This is a genomic window from Agromyces aerolatus (assembly GCF_031432255.1).
Classification (GTDB): Bacteria; Actinomycetota; Actinomycetes; order Actinomycetales; family Microbacteriaceae; genus Agromyces.
In genome coordinates this window covers 35,251-53,478 of the sequence record NZ_JAVKGQ010000001.1, presented here as the reverse complement: position 1 = coordinate 53,478, position 18,228 = coordinate 35,251, and the positions used below count along the sequence as shown (strand labels likewise).

The 18,228-nt window shown below is 70.6% G+C and carries 18 protein-coding genes; 11 read left to right on the top strand and 7 right to left on the bottom strand.

From position 1 onward, the window contains the following. Nucleotides 1-208: 208 nt before the first annotated feature. Genes RH864_RS00225 through RH864_RS00215 form a run of 3 tightly spaced genes read right to left on the bottom strand, consistent with a single transcriptional unit; the run spans nucleotide 209 to nucleotide 4,063 of the window. Entirely contained in the window at nucleotides 209-1,156 is a 948-nt protein-coding gene (locus tag RH864_RS00225; RefSeq protein WP_310515499.1) for an NUDIX hydrolase, read from the bottom strand. Next, nucleotides 1,153-3,330, bottom strand: coding sequence for an RNA degradosome polyphosphate kinase (locus RH864_RS00220; protein ID WP_310515498.1), 2,178 nt, complete (start codon nucleotides 3,328-3,330; stop codon nucleotides 1,153-1,155). Before RH864_RS00220 ends, RH864_RS00225 begins: the two co-directional genes overlap by 4 nt. A gap of 46 nt (nucleotides 3,331-3,376) precedes the next feature. Next, nucleotides 3,377-4,063, bottom strand: a complete 687-nt coding sequence (locus RH864_RS00215; RefSeq protein WP_310515497.1) for a response regulator transcription factor — start codon at nucleotides 4,061-4,063, stop codon at nucleotides 3,377-3,379. Between the two features lie 127 nt (nucleotides 4,064-4,190). On the opposite strand from RH864_RS00215, the gene RH864_RS00210 reads away from it, so the two are divergent. From RH864_RS00210 to ygfZ, 3 genes are all read left to right on the top strand, one after another. Further along, nucleotides 4,191-4,496 carry a hypothetical protein gene (locus RH864_RS00210; RefSeq protein WP_310515496.1) on the top strand — a complete coding sequence of 102 codons (306 nt, stop codon included), beginning with the start codon at nucleotides 4,191-4,193 and terminating at the stop codon, nucleotides 4,494-4,496. 208 nt (nucleotides 4,497-4,704) lie between these two features. After that, a complete protein-coding gene (locus RH864_RS00205) occupies nucleotides 4,705-5,313 on the top strand; it encodes a nitrobindin family protein (RefSeq protein ID WP_310515495.1) in 609 nt (202 codons plus the stop codon). Next, nucleotides 5,313-6,467, top strand: coding sequence for a CAF17-like 4Fe-4S cluster assembly/insertion protein YgfZ (gene ygfZ, locus RH864_RS00200; protein ID WP_310515494.1), 1,155 nt, complete (start codon nucleotides 5,313-5,315; stop codon nucleotides 6,465-6,467). Before RH864_RS00205 ends, ygfZ begins: the two co-directional genes overlap by 1 nt. Nucleotides 6,468-6,622: 155 nt before the next feature. Here ygfZ and RH864_RS00195 read toward each other — a convergent pair whose 3' ends face one another. Further along, on the bottom strand, nucleotides 6,623-7,444 hold the full coding sequence (locus RH864_RS00195) for a class I SAM-dependent methyltransferase (protein ID WP_310515493.1): 822 nt from the start codon (nucleotides 7,442-7,444) through the stop codon (nucleotides 6,623-6,625). A gap of 32 nt (nucleotides 7,445-7,476) precedes the next feature. On the opposite strand from RH864_RS00195, the gene RH864_RS00190 reads away from it, so the two are divergent. Continuing rightward, on the top strand, nucleotides 7,477-8,223 hold the full coding sequence (locus RH864_RS00190; RefSeq protein ID WP_310515492.1) for a phosphoglyceromutase: 747 nt from the start codon (nucleotides 7,477-7,479) through the stop codon (nucleotides 8,221-8,223). 124 nt (nucleotides 8,224-8,347) lie between these two features. Here RH864_RS00190 and phoU read toward each other — a convergent pair whose 3' ends face one another. Beyond that, the gene (gene phoU / locus RH864_RS00185; protein ID WP_310515491.1) at nucleotides 8,348-9,004 is read right to left on the bottom strand and encodes a phosphate signaling complex protein PhoU; all 657 of its coding nucleotides are present in this window, start codon (nucleotides 9,002-9,004) and stop codon (nucleotides 8,348-8,350) included. 184 nt (nucleotides 9,005-9,188) lie between these two features. Here phoU and RH864_RS00180 point away from each other — a divergent pair, with 184 nt between their 5' ends. Both RH864_RS00180 and RH864_RS00175 read left to right on the top strand, forming a co-directional pair. After that, nucleotides 9,189-10,421 (top strand): sensor histidine kinase, encoded by a 1,233-nt coding sequence (locus RH864_RS00180; RefSeq protein ID WP_310515490.1) that lies wholly within the window; start codon nucleotides 9,189-9,191, stop codon nucleotides 10,419-10,421. Then, a complete protein-coding gene (locus RH864_RS00175) occupies nucleotides 10,418-11,104 on the top strand; it encodes a response regulator transcription factor (RefSeq protein WP_310515489.1) in 687 nt (228 codons plus the stop codon). Before RH864_RS00180 ends, RH864_RS00175 begins: the two co-directional genes overlap by 4 nt. An 89-nt stretch (nucleotides 11,105-11,193) precedes the next feature. Here RH864_RS00175 and RH864_RS00170 read toward each other — a convergent pair whose 3' ends face one another. Further along, on the bottom strand, nucleotides 11,194-11,652 hold the full coding sequence (locus RH864_RS00170; RefSeq protein WP_310515488.1) for a DNA modification methylase: 459 nt from the start codon (nucleotides 11,650-11,652) through the stop codon (nucleotides 11,194-11,196). A 151-nt stretch (nucleotides 11,653-11,803) separates the two neighbouring features. Here RH864_RS00170 and RH864_RS00165 point away from each other — a divergent pair, with 151 nt between their 5' ends. The 5 genes from RH864_RS00165 to RH864_RS00145 all read left to right on the top strand — a co-directional run bounded on the left by RH864_RS00165 (nucleotide 11,804) and on the right by RH864_RS00145 (nucleotide 16,757). Next, nucleotides 11,804-12,286: a CarD family transcriptional regulator gene (locus RH864_RS00165; RefSeq protein WP_127794095.1), complete on the top strand. Its 483-nt coding sequence runs from the start codon at nucleotides 11,804-11,806 to the stop codon at nucleotides 12,284-12,286. A gap of 151 nt (nucleotides 12,287-12,437) precedes the next feature. After that, a complete protein-coding gene (gene ispD, locus RH864_RS00160; RefSeq protein WP_310515487.1) occupies nucleotides 12,438-13,658 on the top strand; it encodes a 2-C-methyl-D-erythritol 4-phosphate cytidylyltransferase in 1,221 nt (406 codons plus the stop codon). Nucleotides 13,659-13,717: 59 nt separating this feature from the next. Next, the gene (gene cysS / locus RH864_RS00155) at nucleotides 13,718-15,130 is read left to right on the top strand and encodes a cysteine--tRNA ligase (RefSeq protein ID WP_310515486.1); all 1,413 of its coding nucleotides are present in this window, start codon (nucleotides 13,718-13,720) and stop codon (nucleotides 15,128-15,130) included. Continuing rightward, the gene (rlmB, locus tag RH864_RS00150; RefSeq protein WP_310515485.1) at nucleotides 15,127-16,161 is read left to right on the top strand and encodes a 23S rRNA (guanosine(2251)-2'-O)-methyltransferase RlmB; all 1,035 of its coding nucleotides are present in this window, start codon (nucleotides 15,127-15,129) and stop codon (nucleotides 16,159-16,161) included. The genes cysS and rlmB overlap by 4 nt, the downstream gene beginning before the upstream one ends. Nucleotides 16,162-16,277: 116 nt before the next feature. Further along, complete coding sequence (locus RH864_RS00145; protein ID WP_310515484.1) at nucleotides 16,278-16,757, top strand: pyridoxamine 5'-phosphate oxidase family protein; 480 nt, start codon at nucleotides 16,278-16,280, stop codon at nucleotides 16,755-16,757. Nucleotides 16,758-16,879: 122 nt separating this feature from the next. On the opposite strand, the gene RH864_RS00140 is transcribed toward RH864_RS00145, so the two are convergent. Then, nucleotides 16,880-18,193, bottom strand: a complete 1,314-nt coding sequence (locus tag RH864_RS00140) for a DUF4032 domain-containing protein (RefSeq protein WP_310515483.1) — start codon at nucleotides 18,191-18,193, stop codon at nucleotides 16,880-16,882. Nucleotides 18,194-18,228: the final 35 nt, after the last annotated feature.

The following is an 18,228-nucleotide window of genomic DNA, read 5'->3' as shown; positions in this document are numbered from 1 at the left end:
TCACGTGAAGTGTCCCTTCAGGGGTCCGATTGCAGGGGGTGTGGGCCGGTGCTCGGCCCGCCTGCGACGCTATGCAGCTCGCCTTACGAGCTTCCCCCGCGTTGGTGAACAGCCGGTGAACGGATGCTTGCCAGTGGGACTCGGCGGGCATGCGCATGGCCCTCGTTCGGGGTCCCCCAGGCGAGGTCAGGCGATCGCCCGGGGACGGTCAGGCGAGCGACGGATGCGTCTCGATCGCCACGATGCCCGAGCTGGGGTTCGTCGCCGAGAGGTGCACGACGCTGTATGCCCCGGTCTCGAGCGAGGCCGCGTCGTCGACGTACGCGCCGAACGGCGTCCCGGTCGCGAGGCCGATCTCGCGGATGATCGCGGGCAGCACGGGGTTGTGGCTGCACAGCACCGCCGTCTTGCCGACCCGCACGCGCTTGCCGACGACCCGGCGGACCTCGCTGTCGCCGTCGTGCCAGGCCTGCTGGCTGATGCCTTCGTCGCGCTTGATCGGCACGCCGATCGCGGCGGACAGCGGCGCGACCGTGGTGACGCAGCGGACGGCGGGGCTCGACACGATGCGCTTGGGCGCCCACGCGCCGAGCACGTGCGACAGGGCGACGGCCTGCGAGACCCCGCGAGCGGTGAGCGGCCGCGCGGCGTCGTCGCCCTGCCAGCCGGCCTTGTCGACGGCCTTGCCGTGCCGGACGACGAGCAGGGCGAAGGTGGTCGTCACCCCGTGTTCGAGGAGGCGGGCGAACGCGTCGAGGATCGCGACATCCGGCTCGTAGCTGAGGTAGCCGCGCGCCTGCTTGATGGTGAGCCACTCGAGCGCGGCGATCTCGGCGTTCGGCCGGAACGTCGAACGTTGCACGGCGCGTTCGGTCACCTCGGCGGCCCAGTAGTGGACGACCTTCTCCCGCCCGCTCGGCATCGCGTAGCGCGACTCGCCGAGCGGGACGCCGAGCGCGATCTGCAGCCCGGTCTCCTCCGCGATCTCGCGCACGGCGGTCTGCGGCAGCGACTCGCCGGGGTCGACCTTGCCCTTGGGGATCGTGACATCTCCGTAGACGGTGCGGTGGACGACGAGGATGTGCACCTTGCCGTCGATGACGCGCCAGCACACGGCGCCGGCCGCATAGACCGCCGTCTCGACCGCGCGCGTCATCGGCGTTTCCCGGGCCGCGGCCGGGACCGCTGCGCGGTCTGCTGCATGAGCCGGTCCTGCAGGTCGACGAGCGGGCGGCCGGCCTCGTCGGCCGAGTGACGTTCCCACGTGCCGTCGCCGCCGAGGTGCCACGAGCTCGTGTGCTCGTCGATCGCCTGGTCGAACAGCGCGTCGATCTCGGCCAGATGGTCGGGGTCGGTGAGTCGCACGAGCGCTTCGACGCGACGGTCGAGGTTGCGGTGCATCATGTCGGCCGAGCCGATGTACACCTGGGGGTCGCCGTCGTTCGCGAACGAGAAGATGCGCGAGTGCTCGAGGTAACGGCCGAGGATCGAGCGCACCCTGATGTGCTCGCTGAGCCCGGGGATGCCCGGCCGGAGGCTGCAGATGCCGCGCACCCAGACGTCGACCTGGACGCCCGCGTTCGACGCCCGGTACAGGGCGTCGATGATGGCCTCGTCGACCATCGAGTTCACCTTGATGCGGATCGACGCGGGCTTGCCTTCTTCGGCGTTGCGGGTCTCTGCCGTGATGAGCTTCAGCAGCCCTTTGCGCAGGTGCAGGGGAGCGACGAGCAGCCGCTTGAACTTCTTCTCGATGGCGTACCCCGACAGCTCGTTGAAGAGCCGGGTGAGATCCTTTCCGACCTGGTCGTCGGCCGTGAGCAGGCCGAGGTCCTCGTAGATGCGGCTGGTCTTCGGGTTGTAGTTGCCGGTGCCGATGTGGCTGTAGTGGCGCAGGCGGCCCTGCTCCTGCCGGATGACGAGCGCGAGCTTGCAGTGCGTCTTGAGCCCGACGAGGCCGTAGACCACGTGCACGCCCGCCTTCTCGAGCTTGCGCGCCCAGGTGATGTTGGCGGCCTCGTCGAAGCGGGCCTTGATCTCGACGAGCGCGAGCACCTGCTTGCCGGACTCGGCCGCGTCGATCAGCGCCTCGACGATCGGGCTGTCACCCGACGTGCGGTACAGGGTCTGCTTGATGGCGAGCACGTTGGGATCGGCGGCGGCCTGCTCGAGGAAGGCCTGCACGCTCGTCGCGAACGACTCGTACGGGTGGTGCAGCAGCACGTCTTTGCGGGACACGGCGTCGAAGATGTCGGCCTGTCGGTTCGGCTCGGACGGCTGGAGCTGCGCGTTCGTGGTGGGCACGGCGGTCGGGAAGTGCAGGTCGGGCCGGTCGATGCGTGCGAGGTCGAACAGTCCGCCGAGGTCGAGCGGCGAGGGCAGCCGGTATACCTCGCGTTCGGAGATGTCGAGTTCGCGCACGAGCAGGCCGAGCGTGACCTCGTCCATGTCGTCGGTGACCTCGAGCCGGATCGGCGGACCGAACCGGCGCCGCAGCAGCTCCTTCTCGAGCGCCTTGATGAGGTTCTCGGTCTCGTCCTCCTCGATCTCCACGTCTTCGTTGCGGGTGACACGGAACACGTGGTGGTCGAGGATCTCCATGCCGGGGAACAGGTCGCCGAGGTGGTTCGCGATGAGGTCTTCGAGTGCGATGTAGCGGACGTTGTCGACCTTCTCGGTCGCGCTGACCTGCACGAATCGCGGCAGCATCTGCGGCACCTTGACGCGCGCGAACTCCTGGCGGCCAGTGCGGCTGTTGCGGACCCGCACCGACAGGTTCAGCGACAACCCCGAGATGTAGGGGAACGGATGCGCCGGGTCGACCGCGAGCGGCATCAGCACCGGGAAGATCTGCTGGGCGAAGTACTCGCGCAGGTGCTGCTGCTCGGTCTCGCCGAGGTCGGACCAGCCCACGACGTGGATGCCCGATTCCGCGAGGGCCGGCTTCACGAGCTCCTGGTAGGCGGCGGCGTGCCGCTCCTGCAGCTCGTGCGCGGCCTTCGAGATGTCCTCGAGCACGTCGACCGGCGCGCGGCCGACGTTGGTCGGCACGGCGAGTCCGGTGACGATGCGGCGCTTCAGGCCCGCCACCCGCACCATGAAGAACTCGTCGAGGTTCGAGGCGAAGATCGCGAGGAAGTTCGCCCGCTCGAGCACGGGCAGCCGCGGGTCCTCCGCGAGCTCGAGCACGCGCTGGTTGAACGCGAGCCAGCTGAGCTCCCGGTCGAGGTAGCGCTCGGCCGGCAGCTCGGGCGCGCCCTCGACATCGAACGGCTCGAAGTCGTCGTCGAAGTCGCTGGACGTGCGATCGTCGTCGAGGGTGTCGGTCATTCCCTCATCATGCCACCGGGCCGGGAGCGCGGGCGTGTCCGGCAGGTCAACGGGAGGTGACCTGCGGCTGCTCGTCCTCATCGTGCACGTTGAACCGGTATCCGACGTTGCGCACGGTGCCGATGAGGCTGTCGAGGTCGCCGAGCTTCGCCCGGAGCCGCCGCACGTGCACGTCGACGGTGCGGGTGCCGCCGAAGTAGTCGTAGCCCCACACCTCGCTGAGCAGCTGCTCGCGCGTGAACACGCGGGACGGATGCGCCGCGAGGAACCGCAGCAGCTCGAACTCCTTGTAGGTGAGGTCGAGCGGGCGGCCGTGCACCTTCGCCGAGTAGCTCGCCTCGTCGATCACGACGCCCGAGGTCTGGATCCGTTCCGACGGCTGGGCGGAGTTCGCCCGCCCGATCGCGAGCCGGATGCGCGCATCGACCTCGGCCGGGCCGGCCTGCTCGAGCACGACGTCGTCCACGCCCCAGTCGGGCGTCACCGCGGTGAGGCCGCCCTCGGTCACGATGAGCACGAGCGGGGCGGACAGCCCGGTCGTGCGGAGGATCTGCGCGAGCGCCTTCGCGCCCGCGAGGTTCGTGCGCGCGTCGAGGAACACCAGGTCCGACTCGGGCGCGCGGACGAGCTGATCGGGCGACGCGGGGATCACGCGCGTCCGATGCGTCAGGAGCGAGAGAGCGGGAAGGACGTCTTCGTCGGCCGCCGGTGACAGGATCAACAACTGCGCCACGGCAGTACCTCCTCGGCAGTCACTGGCATCCAGTGGTCCACCGGGCTCCAGTAGTAAGGTGCGGTCAATACTACGGGACGGTGAACGGCACGCTTCACGCGCGGCCGGCCGTGCACGGAACAGGGGAGTGATGGAGACGAGCTCGTCCACGATGTCCGGCGTCGCGGTCGGCGCGGCCTGGGTGATCGCGCTCGCCGGCTCGATCGCGGTCGTCGCCGGGGCGCTCGCCGGTGACGCGTGGGTCACGGATGACTCGGCCCTCGGCCGGTTCGGAGCACTCGGCGTCGTCTTCGCCGTCGCGGTGCTCGCGACGCTCGTCGCCCAGCTCGCGACCCGCCGCCCCGACGGCTTCGTGACGCGCGCGGGCGCCTCGGTCGGTGGCGCCGCCGTCATCGTCGGAGTCGCGGCACTCCTGCTCGCCCCGCTGTCCTAGCGCCTCGCGGCGCCGGCCGGCGCCGGACAGGGCGCGCGGCCGCGTGCCCGCGCCGGGGTAGACTCGCACACATGTCAGAGCTGCTCGCACTCGAACTGTTCTTCATCGGCCTGCTCGGGCTCGCGAGCCTCGCGATCGCCTGGATCAGCGGCGTCGTCGTCTACAAGCTGTTCAAGGGGCAGCGCTAGGCGTTGATGAGGGCGTGGCGATGATCGAGCTGCCCGTCGGCCTTCCGGCCGAGCTCGTGCCGCTGTCCTGGCTCCTCGGGGTCTGGGAGGGCTCGGGCGTCATCGACTACAAGATCGGCGAGGAGTCGGTCACGCAGGAGTTCGGCCAGCGCGTCTCGTTCAGCCATGACGGACTCCCGCACCTGAACTACACCTCGTACACCTGGCTGTTCCCCGCCGAGCCCGGTGGTGACCCGCGGCCGCTGACGACCGAGACCGGCTACTGGCGTCTGGCCAGGCCGCTCGGCGAGGGCGACCCCGGGCCGGCGATGCTCCCCCCGGTGGGCGACCCCACGTACTCCAGCGCCGACGACGTGGAGCAGCTCAGGAACGCCGACGGCGGCTTCGACCTCGAGGTGCAGATCGTGCACCCGGGCGGCGTGAGCGAGCTCTATCTCGGTCAGGTCAAGGGTCCGCGCATCGACCTCGCGACGGACGCCGTCATGCGCACGAGCGGCGCGAAGGACTACGCCGCCGCGACCCGGCTGTACGGGCTCGTCGAGGGGCATCTGCTCTGGGCCTGGGACATCGCCGCGCTCGGGCAGGACCTGCGCACGCACGCATCGGCACGACTGGCGAAGGCCGACTGATGAGCCCGTCGCCGTTCCTCTCCCTGCCGGGTGCCGTGCCCGGTGAGGGCGCCGACGCGGGCGTGCCCGCGCACTACGGGAACCCCAACGTCGAACAGCGCCGGCTCGAGTCCGGCCGCGCCGTCGTCGATGCGTCGAACCGCGGCGTCGTGACCGTGACGGGTCCCGACCGGCTCACCTGGCTGCACTCGATGGCGAGCCAGGCGCTCGCGCGGCTCGCGCCGGGCGAGAGCGCGGAGGCGCTCCTCCTCGACGCCAATGGCCACATCGAGCACGTCGCACACGTCGTCGACGACGGCACGACCACGTGGCTCGTCGTCGAAGGGCCGGATGCCTCGCCGCTCGCCGCGTTCCTCGACCGCATGCGGTTCATGCTCCGCGTCGAGGTCGCCGACGTGAGCGCGGACTGGGCCGTGCTCGGCGCCATGGGCACTGAACCCCTCGACCTCGCCGCGCCCGCCGCGGCGCCGAACGGCGTCGCACTCGACTGGGTCGACCCCTGGAGCACGGCTGCCGGCCACCAGTACGCGCGTGAGGCGGGGCATCCGGCCGCCGACTGGCGCTGGGTCGAGCGGATCGTCGCGCGCGCGGCACTCGACGACGCGGCCGCCTCGGTCTCCGCCGGGCGCGTCGAGGCTGCGGGCGCGCTCGCGGCCGAGGCGCTGCGCATCGCGGCCTGGCGCCCGCGTCAGGCGACCGAGGTCGACGAGAAGGCCATCCCGCACGAGCTCGACTGGCTGCGCAGCGCCGTCGACCTCGGGAAGGGGTGCTACAAGGGCCAGGAGACCGTCGCCAAGGTGCTGAACCTCGGCCGGCCGCCGCGACGGCTCGTGCTGCTGCACCTCGACGGCAGCGACACCGTGCTGCCGGCGCCCGGCGAGGTCGTGATCGGTGAGAAGGTGCGCCCCGAGCCGGTTGAGGGCGAGGCGCCCGAGCGTCGGCAGGTGGGCCGCATCACCGCGAGCGCGATGCACCACGAGCTCGGGCCGATCGCGCTCGCCGTGGTGAAGCGAGCGGTCCCCGCCGACCTGCCGCTCATCGTCGAGAGCCACGGCATCGACGTCGCGGCGGCACAGGTCGAGATCGTCCCGGCCGACGCCGCCTCTGCGGTCGACGTCCCGCGCCTCCCGCGGCTCGGCGTGCACCGCCCATAGTCCGCGTCGGGAAGCTCGCTGGTCGAGTAGCGCCGACACGCAGTGGCGACGCGTATCGAGACCTGGCGACTCGGTCTCGAGTGTGGTGGTCTCGATACGCGTCCTCCTTCGTCGGGCGCTACTCGACCAGCGGAGACGTCCTCCTTCGTCGGGCGCTACTCGACCGACGGTCGCGGGGCGACGGCGGACCAGTCGAGCGTGAGCTCGCCGAGACGCCAGCGGCGGACGCCGCCCTGCACGGGCCATCCGTCGGCCTTGAGCGTCTCAGCGACGCGGATGAAACGCTGACCTGGGCCGTAGACCGAGAGCGGCGCGTGCACGCGCCACGCGCGGTCGAGCTCGGTGAGGAACGTGTGGACGCGCTCGCCCGGGACGTTCCTGTGGATGAGCGCCTTCGGCAGGCGTTCGGCCACGATCGACGGCGCGTCGAGGTCGCGCAGGCGCAGGCTGATCGAGAAGGTCACCGGCCCGGATGCCTCGAGCCCCACCCAGCTCGAGATGCGCCCGAGCTCGTCGCAGGTGCCCTCGACGACGAGCCCGCCGGGTGCGAGCCGGTCGCGCAGGCGCGACCACGCCTCGGTGACGGATGCCTCGTCGTACTGCCGCAGCACGTTGAACGCCCGGATCATCGCGGGGCGGCGGCCGGCCGCGACGGGCACCTCGAAGCCGCCGACCCCGAACGACACCTTCAGGTCCCGCGCGAAGGGCGTCGTGCCCGCGCGCACCGCGGCAAGCTGCTCGCGGGCCGTGCGGACGCGGCCGGGATCGATCTCGAGGCCGAGGACCTCGACCTCGGGCCGAGTGCGCCCGAGCCGCGAGGCGAGCTCGAACGCGGTCACCCCGCTCGCGCCGTAGCCGAGGTCCACGACCAGCGGGTCGTCGGCGCGCCGCAGCACGGGGTGCGCGGCGATCCACCGGTCGACGCGGCGCAGGCGGTTCGTGTTCGTCGTGCCGCGCGTGAGGGAACCGACGGGCATGGCCCAAGTCTGGCAGGCCATAGGCTGGACGCATGCCTCATACCCTCGTCCTGCTCCGCCATGGCAACAGCGAATGGAACCAGAAGAACCTGTTCACCGGTTGGGTCGACGTGCGGCTCTCCGAGCTCGGCCGCGGTGAGGCCAAGCGCGCGGGCGAGCTGCTCGTCGAGAAGCAGGTCCTGCCCGACGTGCTGCACACGTCGGTGCTGACCCGGGCCATCCAGACCGCCGACATCGCCCTCGAGGAGGCCGACCGGCTCTGGATCGACGTGCGCCGGTCGTGGCGCCTCAACGAGCGCCACTACGGTGCTCTGCAGGGGCTCGACAAGGCCGAGACGCTCGAGAAGTACGGGCCCGAGCAGTTCCAGCTCTGGCGGCGCTCGTTCGACGTGCCGCCGCCGCCGCTCGAGGACGACTCCGAGTTCTCGCAGGCCGGCGACCCGCGCTACGCCGATCTCGCCGACGGCGAGCTGCCCCGCACCGAGTGCCTGAAGGACGTCATCGCGCGCATGCTCCCGTACTGGGAGAGCGACATCATCCCCGACCTCGCGGCCGGGAAGACCGTCCTCGTGACCGCGCACGGCAACTCGCTGCGCGCGCTCGTCAAGCACCTCGAGGGCATCAGCGACGACGACATCGCCGAGCTCAACATCCCGACCGGCATCCCGCTCGTCTACGAGCTCGACGACGACTTCATGCCGACCAAGCCCGGCGAGTACCTCGACCCCGAGGCCGCAGCCGCCGGTGCCGCCGCGGTCGCCGCGCAGGGCAAGAAGTAACCCCCGCGCTGGTCGAGTGAGCTACGCGCCAGCGAGCGTATCGAGACCCGGTGACCCGATCCCGAGGACCGGTCACCGGGTCTCGATACGCTCCGCTACTCGACCAGCGGGCACGCGAGGTGCGTCAGCTGACGGGCTCGGGCACCCAGTCGCCGGTGGCGAGGTACTGGACCTTCTTCGCGATCGAGACCGCGTGGTCGGCGAAGCGCTCGTGGTAGCGGCTCGCGAGCGTCGCGTCGACGGTGTCGACGGCCTCGCCCTTCCAGGTCTCGCCGAGCACCTTGTCGAACACGCTGAGGTGCAGCGCGTCGATCTTGTCGTCGTCGTTGCGGATCTCCTCCGCGAGGTTCACGTCCTCGTTGTCGAGCAGTCGCGCGAGCTTGCGGGCGATCTCGACGTCGAGGCGGCCCATCTCGGCGAACGTGCTGCGCAGCGACTTCGGCACGACCTTGTCGGGGAAGCGGTACCGCGACAGCTGTGCGATGTGCGTCGACATGTCGCCCATGCGCTCGAGCGACGCGCTGATGCGCAGCGCGCTCACTACGATGCGCAGGTCGCGCGCGACCGGCTGCTGGCGGGCGAGGATCGTGATCGCGAGCTCGTCGAGCGCGACCGTCGCCTGGTCGATGCGCGGGTCCTCGGCGATGACCTCTTCCGCGAGGCTCACGTCGGACTCGTTGAACGCCCGTGTCGCCTTCTCGATGGAGTCGGCGACCAGGCCGGCGATCTCGACGAGGCCGTCTTGGACCTCTCGCAGTTCCTGCTGGAACACCTCACGCATGAAACGAATCCCTTGATCTCGTAGGCCCGCACGCTGCGCGCGGGCACGCCGGTTCGGTCCGGCCCGCCAATCCTCTCGGCGGCGGGTGAACAACAGGTGCCGCGAACCTGAACACTTCCTAACGTACCGCCGTACGGCGACCTCGTGGCTCGGACAGGCTTCATGCATCGTTATCGTTGACCCCATGGAGTCCACCTGGCTGGTGCTCGCCGCGCTGGCCTTCGGCGTCTTTCTCGGCGCCGCGTTCATGGTCGTGCTGCACATGGCCGAACGCCGCGGGAGCGCGGCAGCACGCGTCGTCGCACCCACCGTCCCGGACGGCGTCGATCAGGTGCTCGACGTGCTCGAGTCGGCCGGGGTCGTGCTCGATCCCTCGAACAACGTGCTGCGCGCCTCGCCCGGTGCGCTCGCCATGGGACTGGTCCGCGGGCAGAGTCTCGTGCACGACGAGCTCATCCAGCTCGCCGGGAACGTGCGACGCACGGGCGAACGCGTCGACGCGGAGATCGTGCTCGCGCGAGGCTTCTCGGGTGCGGCGCAGCTACGGCTGCACGTGCGGGTCGCCCGGCTCGGCACGAGGTTCGTCCTCATGCTCGCCGACGACCGCACCGAGGCGTACCGGCTCGACGAGGTGCGCCGCGACTTCGTCGCGAACATCAGCCACGAGCTCAAGACGCCGATCGCGTCCGTCAGCCTCCTCTCGGAGGCAATCGACCTCGCCGCCGATGAGCCGGAGCAGGTGCGGCGCTTCGCGAACCGGCTGAGCGTCGAGTCGGCCAGGCTCGGTCACATCACCAAAGAGGTGATCGAGCTGTCCCGGCTCCAGGCGCACGACGCGCTGCGTCCCGATGAGCTCGTCGATGTGGACGAGGTCTGCCGGGCTGCGGTCGAGCACAATCGCGTGGTCGCCGGTGCCAAGCACATCGAGGTCGCGATCAAGGCGAAGAGCCGCGCGAAGGTCTGGGGCGACCGGGCGCTGCTGACCGTCGCCGTCGACAACCTGATCGCCAATGCGATCGCGTACTCGAACGACGGCGGACGGGTGGGCGTCGGCGTCCGCGCGGAGGGCGGCATCGTCGAGATCGCCGTGACCGATCAGGGCATCGGCCTCGCCGAGGAGGACCTCGACCGCGTCTTCGAGCGGTTCTACCGTGTCGACCAGGCCCGCTCCCGCAACACCGGGGGCAGCGGGCTCGGGCTCAGCATCGTCAAGCACACCGTGCAGAACCTCGGCGGCGACGTCCGCGTGTGGTCTCGACTCGGGCACGGCGCGACGTTCACGATCAGGCTTCCGATCGCCGAGCAGGGCGAGGCGATCGAGCAGGCGAACGAGGCCGGCGCCGCAGGCGAGACATCCGTCCCCCCAACCGACCCCCAGGCCGCAACGGCCGTTCCGACCGGAGGAGCATCCGAGTGAGCACCACCCGCATCCTGCTCGTCGAAGACGAGACCGCGCTGAGCGAACCGCTCGCCTTCCTGCTCGAGCGTGAGGGCTACGAGGTCGAGGTCGCGGCCGACGGCCGCGAGGCCGTCGCGGCGTTCGACCGCGATGGCGCCGACCTCGTGCTGCTCGACCTCATGCTGCCCGGCATCCCCGGCACCGAGGTGTGCCGGGAGATCCGGACGCGTTCGAGCGTGCCGATCATCATGCTCACCGCGAAGGACTCCGAGGTGGACATCGTGGTCGGGCTCGAGCTGGGCGCCGACGACTACGTCACGAAGCCGTACTCGACGCGTGAGCTGCTCGCCCGCATCCGGGCCGTGCTGCGTCGTCGGGTGGAGGCGCTCGACTACGACGAGGCCGTGCTCGAGGGCGGGCGCGTGCGCATGGACGTCGACCGGCACGCGGTCGAGGTCGACGGCGCGGCGGTGCAGATGCCGCTGAAGGAATTCGAGCTGCTCGAGCTGCTGATGCGCAATCCGGGCCGAGTGCTCACGCGTGGCCAGCTCATCGATCGCGTGTGGGGCTCTGACTACTTCGGCGACACCAAGACGCTCGACGTGCACATCAAGCGCATCCGCTCGAAGATCGAGCGCACGCCGTCCGACCCGGTGCAGCTGGTCACCGTGCGCGGGCTCGGGTACCGCTTCGAGGCGTAACCGTCAGGCGGTCGAGTCGCGGAGCGTAGCGAGATCACTCGCCGGGTCTCGATACGCTCGCTGGCGCTCGCTACTCGACCGGCGATGACTCAGGGAACGAGGTCGCGGTACTCGGGCAGGCGGCCGTCGAGCACGGGCACGCTGATCTCGACGCCCTCGGCGCCGTCGGCGTGGAAGTAGATGTCGAGCATGCCGCCCGGCGTCGCGTCGATGCCGACCAGCAGGAGCGGCTCCTCGCCTGAGCCGCCGAGCACGACCTGCTCGTTCGCACCGACCTCGAGCGTGACCGGGTCGCCGCTCGCGGGCTCGGCCGTGAGCTCGGCGTCGTCGCCCGAGTTGGCCACGGTGAAGACGAGGTTGCCGTCGTCGCCGCCGTCTTCCATGACGACGAGGATGTTGCGAAGGTCGAGCTCGCCCACGTTCGCCGCGAGGCCGTCACTCGGGTCGTAGACCTCGGTGGTCGCCTGGTACGTGATCATCGAGCAGCCGCTCGCGCCGACGACGATACCGAGGGCCAGGGCGGCAGATGCCGCGAGACGCGCCTTCACAGAACCTCCAAGTGCGAGTGCGCGCGCTCGGAAGAGCCATGGCGCGCGGGATCGTGTCGAGCATAGCCTACGGCGGTGGCCGGATCCGGAGGCCGAACCTTAGCAGGAACCTGGTGTGATATCCTGAAAGTTGCCGAAAGGACACCGATTCATGCTTTTTGAGGTTGGCGAGACCGTCGTTTACCCCCACCACGGCGCCGCAACGATCGTCGAAGTCAAGAAACGCGTCATCAAGGGTGAGGAGAAGCTGTACCTCAAGCTGAACGTCACCCAGGGCGACCTCGTCATCGAGGTCCCGGCCGAGAACGTCGACCTCGTCGGCGTTCGCGACGTGATCGGCAAGGAGGGTCTCGACCGCGTCTTCGAGGTGCTGCGCGCACCGTTCACCGAAGAGCCCACCAACTGGTCCCGCCGCTACAAGGCGAACCTCGAGAAGCTCGCCTCGGGCGATGTCATCAAGGTGTCGGAGGTCGTGCGCGACCTGTGGCGTCGCGACCAGGACCGCGGGCTCTCCGCGGGCGAGAAGCGCATGCTCGCGAAGGCGCGCCAGATCCTGATCTCCGAGCTCGCGCTTGCTGAGAAGACCGACGAAGAGCAGGCCTCGGTCGTGCTCGACGAGGTCCTGGCCTCCTAGGTCTCGGCACGCGTCCTCCTTCGTCGGGCGCTACTCGACCAGCGAGCCCTCGTTGGTCGAGGCGTGAGGGCGGCGGCCCTTTCGCAGGTCGAGTAGCGAGCGCCAGCGAGCGTATCGAGACCCTGCGAGCGATCGGGCATAGGCTCGCAGTGTGAGTGCATCGACCATCGCCGTCATCGTGGTCGCCGCCGGCAGCGGCACGCGCCTGGCCCACTCCGAGCCGAAGGCGTTCGTGCCGCTCGCGGGTCGCACCATGCTCGAGTTCGCGGTGGATGCCGCACTCGGCATGCACGAGACGCCGCACCTCGTGCTCGTCGTCCCCGAGGGGCGCGTCGAGTCGGCCCGCGCCGCGATCGCACCGGCCGCCGACGCCGCGGGCGCCCCGCTCGACGTCGTCGAGGGCGGCGTGAGCCGCCAAGACTCGGTGGCGCGGGGCCTCGCCCTGCTGCCCCGCCTCGTCGACACCGTGCTCGTGCACGACGCGGCCCGGCCGCTGACCCCGTCGCTCGTCTTCGACGAGGTCGTGCAGGCGGTCCGGTCGCGCGGGCACGGCGTGATCCCCGCGCTCGACGTGGTCGACACGATCAAGCGCGTCGACTCGTCGCACCGCGTGATCGACACGGTCGACCGCTCCACGCTCGCGGCCGTGCAGACGCCGCAGGGATTCCCGCGCGAAGCGCTCGACCGGGCGTACGCCAGTGCCGGCTCCGAGTTCACCGACGACGCCGCGCTCGTGGCCTCCATCGGCCTTCCCGTCGACGTGGTTCCCGGCGATGCGCGCGCGTTCAAGGTCACGGTGCCCGCCGACCTGCACCGCGCCGAGCAGCTCGCGCACGAGCGGCTGGCCCGCGAGTCGCCTCGCGCAGCCGCCGGGGCGAGCACCGGCGCACCGCCATCCGTCTCCCGGGTGGGCACGGGGGTCGACGTGCACGCGTTCAGCGACGACCCGGGCGCGGCACTGTGGGTCGCGGGCCTCGAGTGGCCGGGTGAGCGCGGTCTCGCGGGTCACAGCGACGGCGACGCGGCGAGCCACGCGATCGTCGACGCGGTGCTCGCCGCCGCAGGGCTCGGAGACCTCGGCGCGGTCTTCGGCACCGACGATCCGGCACTCGCGGGCGCACACGGACCCGTGCTGCTCGGCCGCGCGCGCGAGCTCGTCGAGCAGGCCGGATACCGGATCGGGAATGTGAGTGTGCAGGTCATCGGCAACCGGCCGAAGCTGGCGCCGCGCCGCGCCGAGGCCGAGGCGGTGCTGAGCGGCGCGCTCGGCGCGCCCGTGAGCGTCTCGGCGACCACGACCGACGCGCTCGGGTTCACGGGTCGCGGCGAGGGCATCGCGGCGATCGCGACGGCGGTGGTCGTGGCCGGCTGAGCGCGTCGGGCGCTCCTCGACCAACGGGGACGCACCTTCCACGCCGGTAGGCTTGACGGGTGACGCTCCGACTGTACGACACCAAGGCTCAGGCGCTGCGTGACTTCGTGCCCCTCCGCGAGGGGCATGTCGGCATGTACGTCTGCGGGCCGACCGTGCAGTCGAGCCCGCACATCGGCCACCTCCGCAGCGCGCTCGTCTACGACGTGCTCCGCCGCTGGCTGAGCTTCCGAGGGTTCGACGTCACGTTCATCCGGAACGTCACCGACATCGACGACAAGATCCTCGCCGCGGTCACGGGCGAGGAGTGGTGGGCGCTCGCGTACCGCGTCGAGCTCGAGTTCACGGCCGGCTACCAGGCGCTCGGCATCCTGCCGCCCACCTACGAGCCGCGGGCCACCGCGAGCATCTCCCAGATGCAGGCGCTCATCGCGCGGCTCATCGAACGCGGGCACGCCTACGCGGCGACGGATGCCTCGGGCGACGTCTACTTCGACACGGGCAGCTGGCCGGCCTACGGCGAGCTCACGCGGCAGTCCCGCGACCACATGGAGGCCGCACCCGACGCGGATCCCCGCGGCAAGCGCGACCCGCGCGACTTCGCCCTGTGGAAGGGTGCGAAGCCCGATGAGCCCGGGTCGGCGTCGTGGGCCTCGCCCTGGGGCGACGGCCGTCCGGGCTGGCACATCGAGTGCTCGGCGATGTCGGCGCGCTACCTCGGCCCCGAGTTCGATATCCACGGCGGCGGGCTCGACCTGCGCTTCCCGCATCACGAGAACGAGCTCGCGCAGACGACCGCGGCGGGCGACGGGTTCGCCCGGTACTGGGTGCACAACGGGCTCGTGAACGTCGGCGGTCAGAAGATGTCGAAGTCGCTCGGCAACTCGGTGTACGCGGGCGAGCTGCTCGAGCTCGGGTCGCCGTTGGCGATCCGCTACCTGCTCGGTGCCGCGCACTACCGGTCGACGCTCGACTACAGCCCCGCGTCGGTCACCGAGGCGGAGGCCGTCATCGATCGCCTCCGCACGTTCCTCGTGCGCGTCGAGCGGCGCCTCGCCGGCACGCGCTTCGCGGGGGTCGGCAGCCCGGATGTGCCCGAGGCGTTCGCCGACGCGATGGACGACGACCTGAGCGTGCCGCAGGCGCTCGCCGTGCTGCACGACACCGTCCGCGCGGGCAATCAGGCGCTCGACGACGAAGAGCTGCACGCGGCGGCGACCGCGCACGGACAGGTCGTCGCGATGGTCGGCGTGCTCGGCATCGACCCGCGCGACCGGCACTGGGCCACGGCCGACGCCGGCCCCGCGGCATCCGCGCTCGGCGTGCTCGTCGAACGTCGCATCGAAGACCGCCACGCGGCTCGCGCCGCGAAGGACTACCAGGCCGCGGACCGGATCCGCGCCGAGCTCGCCGACGCGGGCATCACGATCGAAGACTCGTCTTCAGGAACGCATTGGAGCCTCACCTCATGAAGGGCAGCAGCGGCAAGGGCCGCCCCGGCGCGGTGCGCAAGGGCAGCAAGGGCAAGCAGGTCGGCACCGGGGGCCACGGGCGGAAGTCGCTCGAGGGCAAGGGGCCGACACCGAAGGCCGAGGACCGGGCCTGGCACCCGGCCGGCAAGCGCAAGGCCGCCGAGGAGCGGTACAGGGCGTCGGGCGGCAAGGGCCGTCCCGGTGCGTCGCGCGGTGGCTCGGGCGCTCCGCGCGGAGCATCCGGTGCCGCGACCCGTTCGCGTTCCGGTGACGAGTCCGAGATCGTGACCGGGCGCAACTCGGTCGTCGAGGCGCTGCGCACCCGCATCCCCGCGACGACGCTGTACGTCGCGACCAGGGTCGAGATGGACGACCGCGTCCGTGAGGCGATGAAGATCGCCACCAACCGCGGCATCCCGATCCTCGAGGTCATGCGACCCGAGCTCGACCGGCTCGCGGGCGAGGGCGGGGTGCACCAGGGTCTCGCGTTGAAGGTCCCGCCGTACGAGTACGCCCACCCCATCGAACTGCTCGACGAGATCCTCGCCGACGACCGGACCCCGCTCCTGATCGCGCTCGACGGCGTCACCGACCCGCGCAACCTGGGCGCGATCATCCGTTCGACCGCCGCGTTCGGCGGTCAGGGCGTCATCGTGCCGCAGCGCCGCTCCGTGGGCGTCAACGCGGGCGCGTGGAAGACCTCGGCGGGGGCCGCCGCGCGCGTGCCCGTCGCGATGGCGTCGAACCTCACCCAGACGCTGAAGGCGCTGAAGGAACGCGGTGTGTTCGTGCTCGGCCTCGACGGCGGCGGCGACACGGCCCTGCCCGGGCTGTCCTTCGCCGACCGGCCCATCGTGATCGTCGTCGGCTCCGAGGGCAAGGGTCTGTCGCGCCTCGTGACCGAGACGTGCGACGCCGTCGTCTCGATCCCGATCAGCTCGGCGACCGAGTCGCTGAACGCCGGCATCGCGGCCTCGGTCGCCCTGTACGAGATCGCGAAGCTCCGCGCGGAGGCTTCGCCGATCGAGTAGCGCAGCGTATCGAGATCGGACGCCTAAGTCTCGAGACGCTCGCTGGCGTTCACTCCTCGACCAACGGGGGTGTCAAGGGGTCGGCTTCGCGGCGAGACATCCGTAGCGTCGAGGACATGGACAAAGACGCACTGGACCGAATCGCCGACCTCGTCACCTCCGCCGACGTGGCCATGCTGACCACTGAAGGAGCCGACGGTCTGCACGCCCGTCCGCTCGCGGTGCTGCAGAAGCGCTTCGACGGGACCATCCGGTTCCTGATCGAGGACCCGAGCCCCAAGGTCGAGGAGATCCGCGCGAACCCGCGGGTGAACGTCTCGCTCTCGTCGAAGGCCGGGTATCTCTCGCTCGCCGGGAACGCTCGTCTCATCGAGGACAACGCCGCCGCGATCGATGAGCTCTGGGGGCCGTCCGCCGAAGCGTGGTTCCCGGGCGGACGAGAGGATCCCGAGATCGTCGTGCTCGAGGTGCTGCCCGAGAGCGCCGAGTACTGGGCGAAGACCGAGACCGGGCTCGTGGCCGCCGCCAAGGCGACGAAGGCGTTCTTCACCAAGGAGCAGCCCGACATCGGCGAGAACCGCGTCGTCGAGTTCTGACCCGCCCTCGTTGATCGAGTAGCGAAGCGTATCGAGATCGCGAAGCGTATCGAGATATGGTCACCGGGTCTCGATACGCTTCGCTCCTCGACCGGCGATGAGTGTGGCTCCTCGACCGACGATCAGACCTTGGCGCGCCAGTCGCCCTCGTCGTCGGGATCGACGACGGGGATGGCTGCCGTGTCGATCACCGGCATGGCGGTCATGATCGCGCCGGTCGGCGGGTCGATCATCGTGGCCTCGTCGCGCCGGTGCCTCAGCACCTCGTTGACGTAGCTCGTCACGGCTTCGGCGAGCGGAATGTCCCGGCCCTCCTTCTGCGCCATGAACCAGCGGTGCTCGAGCAGCTGGTGGAACACCTCGGCGGGCTCGAGCTTGCCCCGGAGCTCCATGGGGATGGCGCGCACGACGGGCTCGAACACGCGCATGAGCCATTCGTGCGCGACCATCTCCTCGTCGAGATCGCCCTTGCCGTACGCGGCACGGTACGAGTCGAGGTCGTTGAGCAGACGCCGGGCCTGGTTCTCTCCGGCGTCCAGACCGGTGAGCCGCAGGAGCCGCCGTTGGTGGTGTCCCGCGTCCACGACCTTGGGCTGGATCCGCACGGTCGTGCCCGAGGCATCCGTCTTGATCGCGAGCTCCTCGATGTCGAACCCGAGGTCGTTGAGCCGCTGGACGCGCTCATTGATGCGCCAGCGCTCGGCGCCGGGGAACGTCTCGGTCTCGGTGAGCTCCGCCCACAGCTTGCGGTACGCGTCGACGATGCCGTTCGAGATCCGCACCGGGTCGAGCTCATCGGCCACGCGCCCGCCGGCCTCGAGGTCGAGCAGCTCGCCGGCGATGTTCACGCGCGCGATCTCGAGGTCGTTCTCGCGCTGCCCGTTCGAGAGCCCGCCCTGATAGAGCTTGCCGGTTTCGGCGTCGACGAGATACGCGGCGAACGCGCCCGCGTCGCGACGGAACAGGGTGTTCGAGAGCGACACGTCACCCCAGAAGAATCCGACGATGTGCAGGCGCACGAGCAGCACGGCGAGCGCGTCGACGAGGCGTGTCGCGGTGTCGGGGCGGAGCGTCTGCGAGAACAGCGCGCGGTAGGGGAGCGAGAAGCGCAGATGCCGGGTCACGAGCACGGGCTTCAGCTCGTCCCCGTCGGCGTCGGTGCGGTTCGTGATCACCGCGACCGGCTCGACGCACGGGATCTCGAGCCGCTGCAGCCGGCGCAGCATCTCGTACTCGCCGCGCGCCATCTCGGCCGTCGTCTCCTTGATCGCGACGACGTGCCCGCCGAGGTGCGCGAAGCGCACCAGGTGGCGGGAGATGCCCTTCGGCAGCGCCGCGATCGTGTCGCTCGGCCAGGCCTCGAGTGGGAGGTCCCACGGCAGGTCGAGCAGGGCGGGGTCGGCCATGGCCGACGTGATCGAGAGTGAGCCGCTCATCGTGTTCAGCGTATCCGGATTCATGGTTCGGCCGG